Genomic DNA, 8,990 nt, shown 5'->3' on the forward strand with positions numbered 1-8,990 from the left:
CTATCCCAACTGGTATTGGATGCGACGCTGTGGCGTGCGGGCACGTAATCTCGGACCATGCGTGTTCTCGTCGTCGACAATTACGACAGCTTCGTGTTCAACCTGGTCCAGTACCTCGGACAGTTGGGTGTCGAGGCCGTGGTCTGGCGCAACGACGACGCGAACCTCGCCGACGTCGACGCCGTCGTGGCCGAGTTCGACGGCATCCTGATCAGCCCCGGCCCCGGCACGCCCGATCGCGCGGGCGCCAGCATCGGCCTGGTGCGCGCCTGCGCCGAGCAGTCCGTGCCGCTGCTCGGGGTGTGCCTCGGCCATCAGGCCATCGGCGAGGCGTTCGGCGCGACGGTGACCCGCGCCCCCGAACTGCTGCACGGCAAGACCAGCTCCGTCTTCCACGTCGGCGCGGGCGTGCTGGCCGGGCTGCCCGACCCGTTCACCGCGACGCGCTACCACTCGCTCACCGTGCTGGAGGACACCCTGCCCGAGGAGATCGAGGTACTCGGCCGCACCGAGACCGGCATCGTGATGGCCATGCGCCACCGCACCCTGCCGATCCACGGCGTGCAGTTCCATCCCGAATCGGTGCTGACCCAGGGCGGTCATCGGATGCTGGCCAACTGGCTCGGCGTCTGCGGTGAGCGTCCGGCCGAGGGCCTGGTGGAGATGCTGGAGGCGGAGGTCGCCGCGTTGGTGCTCCAGTGAGCGGCACCGGCGAAGGCGCACGGCGGTGAGGCCGGCCGCGGCCGAGCCGACCCGGCCGCACGTGCTGCTGTCGGTGGCGATGAGCGTCGACGGGTACATCGATGACGCGAGCCCCGAGCGCCTGCGGCTGTCGGACGCGGCGGATTTCGATCGGGTCGACCAGGTGCGCGCGGACTCCGACGCGATCCTGGTCGGCGCGGAGACGCTGCGCCGCGACAATCCCCGGCTGCTCGTCGACGGCGCCGAGCGCCGCGCGGCGCGGATCGCGGCGGGAAAGCCGGAGTTCCCGCTGAAGGTCACCGTCACCGCGAGCGGTGACCTGGCGGCCGGGCTGAGGTTCTGGCACCACGGCGGCGCGAAACTCGTCTACACCACCGAAGCGGGCGCGGCCCGGCTCGGCGACGCGCTGTCCGGTCTGGCCGAGATCGTCTCGCTCGGAACTGAACTCGACTTCGGTCGCCTGCTGGACGATCTGGGCCGCCGCGGCGTCGCGCGGCTCATGGTCGAGGGCGGCACCCGCGTCCACACGACCTTCCTCGCCGGCGATCTCGCGGACGAACTGCACCTGGCCGTCGCGCCCCTGCTGGTCGGCGACCCCGCGGCACCGCGATTCCTCGACGCGGCGAGCTACCCGGGCGCGCCGCATCGGCGCATGCGGCTGGCCGGGATCGCCCAGGCCGGTGACGTCGCGGTCCTGCGCTATCTGCCGAAGCCACAGGCCGTGGCGGAGCGCGACATTCGGTTCATGCAGCGGGCGATCGAGCTCGCGCGGCTGTGCCCACCGAGCGAGACGGCGTTCTCCGTCGGCGCGGTGATCGTGGCCGACGGAGCGGAGATCGCCACCGGATATTCGCGCGAGACCGACGCGAAGGTGCACGCCGAGGAGTCCGCACTGGACAAGCTCGGCGCGCACGATCCGCGGCTGGCGCGGGCGACGATCTACACGACGCTCGAGCCGTGTTCCCGGCGCGGCACCGCGACGCGGCTGCCGTGCACCGACCGGATCCTGCGGGCGGGGATCGGCCGGGTCGTGCTGGCCTGGCGCGAGCCCGCGACCTTCGTGACCAACTGTGTCGGTGTGGAGAAGCTACGGCAGCACGGCGTCGAGGTGGTCGAACTTCCCGAGCTGGCGGACGAGGCGATGTCGATGAACCGCCACCTCGATCTGTCGTAAGGGTCTAGGGCCGCCCGTAGATCGCGGTCACGAACTCACTGAGCTGATTGTCGTCGAGGTGCCGAGCCAGGTCGGCCTCGCTGATCATGCCGACGAGGCGCTTGTTGTCGATCACCGGCATGCGCTTGACCCGGTAACTCTGCATCCGGTCGAGCACGTCCTCGACGTCGGCGTCGGCCGCGACCCAGCGCGGCGTCGACTCACAGAGCTCGGCGGCCAGCGTGGTCTCCGGCGAACAGTCCTGCGCAACGCATTTCACGACGATGTCGCGGTCGGTGATGATCCCGCACATGCGATCGTTGTCGTCGGCGATGACCAGCGATCCGACACCGAGCGCGGCCATCAGCCTGGCGGCATGGCCCACGGTTTCGTCCTTGGAGATCCACTGCGCACCGGGCTTCATGATGTCCCTGGCGGTAGTCATAGTGCTTCCTCCTCAATACTCAGCACGGCTGATTTGGATGGAGCAAGCACCATTCTGCCCGCGATCACACCGACCGGTCGGTGTTTCGGGTCGATCGGCTCACGGGGGACCGAGTACGCCCACCCCGACCGACACGGTCCCGTTCTTCCCGATCGAACCGCCGGCGGAGGGCTGCTGGCTCAGGATGCGCCCCACTCCGGTCGTGTCGAATGTGCCCTGCGGCGACTGGCTGATCTGGCTCTGCGTGCCGGTCCAACCCTCCGCGCGCAGCTTGTCGACCGCCTGCGCGACCGTGAGCCCGACCAGCGACGGCATCTTGATCTGGTCGCTGGACACCTGAACGGTGACGGTCGAACCCTTCTCGGCCGTCGCGCCGCCCGCGGGGCTGGTCGAGAGCACCTCGCCCTTGGGCCGGGAGGAGGGCACCTCCTGGATCGTGATCTTGAATCCGGCGCTGTCCACCAGGTTCGGCCGGGCGACCTCGATGTCCTGGCCGACCACGTTGGGCACCCGGACCGACTCGGGCCCGGTGCCGATGGTGATGACGATGGCCTGGTCTACGTCTACCCGGGAGCCCGCCGAGGGATTCTGCGCGATGACCTTGTCGTTGTCCTGCGTGCTCGACGGCTTGCGCAGCACATTGGGGTCGATCCGCAGGTTGCTGTTGCGCAGCGCGACCTCGGCCTCCTGCTGGCTCATCCCGTCGAGCTTGGGCACCTGCACCTGGGCCGGGCCGGTGGACACCTGCAGCGTGATCGTGCTGCCCTTGTCCTGCCGGGAGCCGCCGAGCGGCGCGGTGGAGATGACATTGCCGGTCGCGACCTTGCTGTCCGGCTTCTGCTGGATGGCGACCTTGAAGCCGGCCTGCTGCAGCGCGTCCGTCGCCTGCTGCGAGGGTTTGCCCGAAAGGTCGGGCACCGCAACCTGTTCCGGCTTGCTGCCCGGCCCGATCAACACCCAGAACAGGGCGAGCAGGACGGCGACGCCTGCGGCCGCGGCGACCGCGATATAGACGGTGCGGCGTGGGCCGCTCTCCTCCGGCGGCCCCTGCTCGGCGGTGTCGTCGTTGCGTTCGATGGTGCGGTAGCTGCGCGGGGCGGGCTCGTTCGAGCCGAAGACGGTGGTGCGGTCCTCGTCGGTCATCACCATGGGGGCGATGGGCTTCTGCCCGCCGAGCACCCGGATCAGGTCGGCGCGCATCTCGGCCGCGCTCTGATAGCGGTTGGCCGGGTTCTTGCTCATCGCCTTGAGGATCACCGAGTCGAGCTCGCGCGGCACGCCGGGATGCACGTGCGACGGCAGCCGCGGATCCTCCCTGACGTGCTGGTAGGCCACCGCGACCGGCGAGTCGCCGGTGAAAGGCGGCTCGCCCGTGAGGATTTCGAACAGCACACAGCCGACGGAGTAGACGTCCGAGCGCGCGTCGACCGTCTCGCCGCGCGCCTGCTCGGGCGAGAGGTATTGCGCCGTACCGATCACCGCGGCGGTCTGGGTCATCGGGTTGGAGCTGTCGGCGAGCGCGCGGGCGATGCCGAAGTCCATCACCTTCACCGCGCCGGCCCGGTTGATCATGATGTTGGCCGGCTTCATGTCGCGGTGCACGATGCCGGCCTTGTGGCTGAAATCCAGTGCGGCACAGACGTCCGCGACGACCTCCATGGCGCGGCGCGGCGGCAGCGGACCCTGGCCGCGCACGATGTCGCGCAGGGTGTCGCCGTCGACGTACTCCATCACGATGTAGGGCAGCGGGCCGTCGTCGACCTTGGCCTCGCCGGTGTCGTACACCGCGACGATGGCCGGATGGTTCAGCGCGGCGGCGTTCTGGGCCTCGCGCTTGAACCGCAGGTAGAAGGTGGGGTCGCGGGCCAGGTCGGCCCGGAGCACCTTGATCGCCACGTCTCGGCTGAGCCGCAGATCGCGCGCCTTGTGGACCTCGGACATGCCGCCGAACCCGATGATCTCGCCCAGCTCATAGCGGGAGGAGAGATTCTTCGGGGTCGTCATCGTTGTCCTTGCGAATAGGTATTTGGCGCGCTCGCAGTGCCCGAGGGGCCTCGGGCACCGTTCCCCGGAAATGGTATGTCGATGGTGGGAATTCGGGGCAGCGTGGTGGCCGGTGTCGTCGTCGGCGCCTTGGTACTGCTCGGCGGCGTCGTCGTGCTCGGCGGCGGCGTTGTCGTCGTCGGCTCCGGGGTGGTGGTCGTCGGCTCGGTGGTGGTCGGCTCGGTCGTGATCACCGGCGGCGGAGCGGGTTTGGCCGTCGTCGTGGTCGTCACCGGCGGCGGGGGCGGCTTGGGCGCGGGCGTGGACGAGGTGACCGGCGGCACCTTCGAGTCGGGGTTCGTGTCGCCGCCGAACATCAGGTACAGGACGGCGGCGAGCAGCAGCACCGCGCCCGCGCCGAGCGCGGCCATCCACTTCTGCGTCGTGGTGAACCGCTTGTCCTCGCCCGCGGCGGCGTGGTTGCCGCCGGTGCCCGCGTTGTTGAGCATGGTCGCGGGGGCGCCGGTGCCGCTCGCGTAGCCCGCGGTGCCGAGCGCCGCGCCGGCGGGCGTGGAGTAGTGCACCGTCGCGCCGTCGAAATCGGTTGGCGTGGAAGGAATCGCGACGGTCGGCCCGGGCGGCAGCACCCTGGTGGCGCCGGTCATCGGGATCGACGGGTTGGCCCCGGCCGGGGGCGGAGGCCGGCGGCCCGCGCGCACCGCGGCCACCGCGTCGGCGAATTCGCCGCCGCGCGAGTAACGGGCCTTGGGGTCCTTGCCCATGGTGATCTCGATCAGCTCCCGCACGTTCGGGGGCAGATCGCTGGGCATCGGCGGCGGCGTCTCACGGACGTGCTTCATCGCGACGGTGATCGCGCCGTCGCCGCTGAACGGGCGGGTGCCCGCGAGCGCCTCGTAGCCGACGACGCCGAGGGAGTACACGTCGCTCGCGGCGGTGGCGTCCTCGCCGACCGCCTGCTCCGGCGCGATGTACTGCGCGGTGCCCATCACCATGCCGGTCTTGGTCACCGGCGAGGCGTCCACGGCCTTGGCGATGCCGAAATCGGTGATCTTCACCTGCCCGGTCGGCGTCACCAGGATGTTGCCCGGCTTCACGTCGCGGTGCACCACCCCGGCGCGGTGCGCCACGTCCAGCGCCCGGCCGGTCTGCTCGAGCATGTCGAGGCCCTGGCCGACGGAGAGCCGGCCGAGCCGGTTCAGCACCGTGTTCAGCGGCTCGCCCTGGACCAATTCCATGACCAGATAAGCGGTTTCGCTGCCCTGCGGGTCGGTGGTCTCGCCGTAGTCGTAGATCCCGGCGATCCCAGGGTGATTCAGCTGGGCGGTGGTCCTGGCCTCGGTGCGGAACCGATGCCGGAACGTCGGGTCGGCGGAGAACTCCGATTTGAGCACCTTGACCGCCACCCGGCGATCGAGCCGGGTGTCCAGCGCCTCCCAGACCTGGCCCATGCCGCCGGTCGCGATCAGGCGCTGCAGGCGATAGCGGTCGGCGATCATCGCACCGTTGTTCAGCATCCCCGTACCTTCACTCGCACATCCATATCGTTCAGCCGCCTCGCAGACCGGCGTCCAAGACCGCCCGCGCGATCGGCGCGGCCACCTTGCCGCCGGTGGCGCCCAGCGCGCGGTCTCCGCCGTTCTCCACGATCACCGCGATGGCGATCTTCGGATTCTGCGCGGGCGCGAAGGCGATGTACCAGGCGTGCGGAGGGGTGTTGCGCGGATCGCTGCCGTGTTCGGCGGTGCCGGTCTTGGACGCGATCTGATAGCGGGAAGACTTGCCGCCGCCGGCGGTGTTCTCCTCCGACGCGATCATCAGATTCGTCAGCGACGACGCTACCTGTGCGTTGAACGCTTGGCCGAGCGAGACCGGCTTGGTCTTGGACAACTCGCTGAGGTCGGGCCCCTGCAGTTGGTCGATCAGGTGCGGCTCCATCCGGACGCCGCCGTTGGCGACGGTCGCCGCGATCACCGCGTTGTCCAGCGGCGTCAGCGCCACGTCGCGCTGTCCGATGCTGCTCTGCGCCAGCGCGGCGTTGTCCGGGATGGTGCCGACGGTGCTCTCGGCGACCGGAATCGGGATGGCCCGGTTCTCGCCGATGCCGAGGGCGGCGGCCTGGTCCTTCAGCCGCGCGGCACCGACCTTGACGCCGAGCTCGGCGAACGCGGTGTTGCAGGAGAGCCGGAACGCCTCGTACAGCGAGGCGCTCTGGCCCGAGCCGCAGTTCGAGCCGTTGTAGTTCTCCAGCGTGGTGGCCGTGCCCGGCAGGGTGATGTTCGGCGCCGCGGTGAACTGGTCCTCCGGCGTCGCGACGTTGTTCGCCAGCGCCGCGGCGGTGACCACCACCTTGAACGTGGAGCCGGGCGGATAGGTCTGCGAGACAGCGCGATTCAGCATCGGCTGGCGCGGGTCGGCGTTCAGCGCCTCCCAGGTCTGGGTGCCGTGCGCGCCGTCGTGGCTGGACAGCTGGTTCGGGTCGTAGCTCGGCGTGGACACCATGGTGAGGATCCGGCCGGTGCTCGGCTCGATGGCCACCACCGACCCCGTGTAGCCCTTGCTGGTCAGCTGGTCGTAGGCGACCTGCTGCATGGCCGGGTCGAGGGTGGTGAGCACGTTGCCGCCGCGCGGATCGCGCCCGGAGACCATGTCGACGAGTCGCTGCCCGAACAGGTGGCTGTCGGAGCCGTTGAGCACCGAGTCCTCGGCCCGCTCCAGTCCGGTCGTGCGGTACTGCATCGAGTAGAAGCCGGTGACCGGCGCGTAGGCCTCGGGCGAGCTCGGGTAGGTGCGCAGGTACTTGTAGCGGTCCTCGGTGGCGACCGAGTTGGCCAGCACGGTGCCGCCCGCGGAGATCTGCCCGCGCTGGCGGGAGTACTCGTCGAGCAGCACCCGGGAGTTGCGCGGGTCGGTGCGCAGGTCGTCGGCCTTGATCACCTGCACGTAGGTGGCGTTGAGCAGCAGCGCGACGATCATCAGCATCACCGCGATGGCGACCCGGCGTAGGGGAGTGTTCACGTCGCGGGCCCCGCTTCCGGTCGGCCTGATTCGGGCTTGCGCAACAGTTCGGTGGTCGCGTCCGCGATGGGGGCCGCGGGCACGGCTTTGCGTGCCGGGGCGGGCGCGCGGGCCGCGTCCGAGACCTTGATGAGCAAGGCCAGCAGCGCGTAGTTGGCCAGCAGCGACGAACCGCCGTAGGACATGAACGGCGTGGTGAGCCCGGTCAGCGGAATCAGCTTGGTGACGCCGCCGACCACGACGAACAGCTGGATCGCGACGGTGAACGCCAGGCCCGCCGCGAGCAGCTTGCCGAAGCTGTCGCGCACGGCCAGCGCGGTGCGCAGGCCGCGCACGATGAGCACCAGGAACAGCACGAGCACCGCGGTGAGCCCGATCAGGCCGAGCTCCTCGCCGATCGTGGTGATGATGAAGTCGGTCTTGGCGAAGGGCACCTTGTTCGGCCTGCCGCCGCCGAGGCCGGTGCCGGCGAGGCCGCCGGTGGCGAGGCCGAACAGCGACTGCGAGATCTGGTAGCCGGTGTTGTTGTAGTCGTCGAACGGGTGCAGCCAGGTTTCGGTGCGGATCTTGACGTGGCCGAAAGTCTTGTAGGCGAAGAAGAATCCGAGGGTCAGCAGCGCGCCGCCGATGATCAGCCAGCCGACCCGCTCGGTCGCGATGTAGAGCATCACCAGCACGGTGCTGAATATCAGCAGCGAGGTGCCGAGGTCCTTCTCGAAGACGAGCACGCCGACGCAGACGATCCAGACCACCACGATTGGTCCGAGGTCGCGGCCGCGCGGGAACTCCATGCCGAGCAGGTGCCGCCCGGCGGCGGTGAACAGGTCACGCTTGGCCACCAGCACCGACGCGAAGAAGATGATCAGCAGGATCTTCGCGAACTCGGCGGGCTGGATACTGAATCCGGTGATCTTGATCCAGTTCTTCGAGCCGTTGATCTCGGAGAACCGGCTCGGCAGCACCGCGGGCAACGCCAGCGCGATCAGCCCGACCAGGCCGAGGGTGTAGCCGTAGCGGGCCAGGGTGCGGTAGTCGCGCAGCACGATCAGCAGCACGATGAACACCACCATGCCGAGGCCGGTCCAGAGGATCTGCTGGTTGGCGTCGGGGGAGGGCATCGGCGTGTCGTTGTAGGCCGCCTCCTGCTGATCGGCCAGGTCCAGCCGGTGGATCAGCACCAGCCCGAGCCCGTTGAGCAGCGCGACTATCGGCAGCAACAGCGGATCGGCGAACGGCGCGAACCGGCGCACCGCGAGGTGAGCCACCCCGAACAGCGCCAGAAAGGCCAGCCCGTACTTGGCGATGTCCCAGGTGACCGACTGCTCCTGGCCGGCCTCGACCAGGAACAGCGAGACCGTCGTGATCCCCGCCGCCCCCGCGAGCAACAGCAGCTCGATATTGCGTCGGGTGCTCGGCGGTGGCGCGGGAGCGAAGCCGCCGGGAGGACTGGGAAAGGCCCCAGCGGACGGCGGTGCCGGCGCGGACATCAGTCCGTCACCCGGCAGTTCTCCCCCGCGATCTGGGGGTTCGGCGACGCGGACGACGGCGGAACCGGAATCTCCGACTTCGTCGGCGTCTTGAGCTCGGTGCCCTTGGCGTCACCGTTGGCGGGCGGCGCGGGCGGCGGCTCAGCGGTCGGGACGGCGGCCGTGCTGGGCGCCGGCGGGGCGG

7 protein-coding genes and 1 pseudogene are annotated in these 8,990 nt (G+C 69.8%); 2 read left to right on the plus strand and 6 right to left on the minus strand.

Annotated elements, in window-relative coordinates; all coding sequences use genetic code 11:
• Window positions 1-57 precede the first annotated feature (57 nt).
• Together ON39_RS33780 and ON39_RS33785 are read left to right on the plus strand one after the other, a co-directional pair.
• Complete coding sequence (locus ON39_RS33780) at window positions 58-702, plus strand: aminodeoxychorismate/anthranilate synthase component II (protein ID WP_040740283.1); 645 nt, start codon at window positions 58-60, stop codon at window positions 700-702.
• A 25-nt stretch (window positions 703-727) separates the two neighbouring features.
• Window positions 728-1,876 carry a dihydrofolate reductase family protein gene (locus tag ON39_RS33785; RefSeq protein WP_246002957.1) on the plus strand — a complete coding sequence of 383 codons (1,149 nt, stop codon included), beginning with the start codon at window positions 728-730 and terminating at the stop codon, window positions 1,874-1,876.
• Between the two features lie 4 nt (window positions 1,877-1,880).
• Here ON39_RS33785 and ON39_RS33790 read toward each other — a convergent pair whose 3' ends face one another.
• The 6 genes and pseudogenes from ON39_RS33790 to ON39_RS33815 all read right to left on the minus strand — a co-directional run.
• Window positions 1,881-2,300: a CBS domain-containing protein gene (locus ON39_RS33790; RefSeq protein WP_040740284.1), complete on the minus strand. Its 420-nt coding sequence runs from the start codon at window positions 2,298-2,300 to the stop codon at window positions 1,881-1,883.
• A gap of 99 nt (window positions 2,301-2,399) precedes the next feature.
• The gene (gene pknB / locus ON39_RS33795) at window positions 2,400-4,304 is read right to left on the minus strand and encodes a Stk1 family PASTA domain-containing Ser/Thr kinase (protein WP_040740285.1); all 1,905 of its coding nucleotides are present in this window, start codon (window positions 4,302-4,304) and stop codon (window positions 2,400-2,402) included.
• On the minus strand, window positions 4,301-5,818 hold the full coding sequence (locus tag ON39_RS33800; protein WP_040740286.1) for a serine/threonine-protein kinase: 1,518 nt from the start codon (window positions 5,816-5,818) through the stop codon (window positions 4,301-4,303). The genes pknB and ON39_RS33800 overlap by 4 nt, the downstream gene beginning before the upstream one ends.
• Before the next feature lie 31 nt (window positions 5,819-5,849).
• On the minus strand, window positions 5,850-7,319 hold the full coding sequence (locus tag ON39_RS33805) for a peptidoglycan D,D-transpeptidase FtsI family protein (protein WP_040740287.1): 1,470 nt from the start codon (window positions 7,317-7,319) through the stop codon (window positions 5,850-5,852).
• Complete coding sequence (locus tag ON39_RS33810; RefSeq protein ID WP_040740288.1) at window positions 7,316-8,806, minus strand: FtsW/RodA/SpoVE family cell cycle protein; 1,491 nt, start codon at window positions 8,804-8,806, stop codon at window positions 7,316-7,318. The genes ON39_RS33805 and ON39_RS33810 overlap by 4 nt, the downstream gene beginning before the upstream one ends.
• A pseudogene (locus ON39_RS33815) lies at window positions 8,806-8,990 on the minus strand (serine/threonine protein phosphatase); the annotation flags it as partial. The gene ON39_RS33810 and the pseudogene ON39_RS33815, both read right to left, overlap by 1 nt.

Source organism: Nocardia tenerifensis NBRC 101015 (assembly GCF_000308715.1).
Lineage (GTDB): Bacteria > Actinomycetota > Actinomycetes > Mycobacteriales > Mycobacteriaceae > Nocardia > Nocardia tenerifensis.

Bases quoted from the DNA above. Each gene is read 5' to 3' on its own strand.
- ON39_RS33780 (WP_040740283.1), top strand. From the start codon at position 58: ATGCGTGTTCTCGTCGTCGACAATTACGACAGCTTCGTGTTCAACCTG.
- ON39_RS33790 (WP_040740284.1), bottom strand. From the start codon at position 2,300: ATGACTACCGCCAGGGACATCATGAAGCCCGGTGCGCAGTGGATCTCC.
- pknB (WP_040740285.1), bottom strand. From the start codon at position 4,304: ATGACGACCCCGAAGAATCTCTCCTCCCGCTATGAGCTGGGCGAGATC.
- ON39_RS33800 (WP_040740286.1), bottom strand. From the start codon at position 5,818: ATGCTGAACAACGGTGCGATGATCGCCGACCGCTATCGCCTGCAGCGC.
- ON39_RS33810 (WP_040740288.1), bottom strand. From the start codon at position 8,806: ATGTCCGCGCCGGCACCGCCGTCCGCTGGGGCCTTTCCCAGTCCTCCC.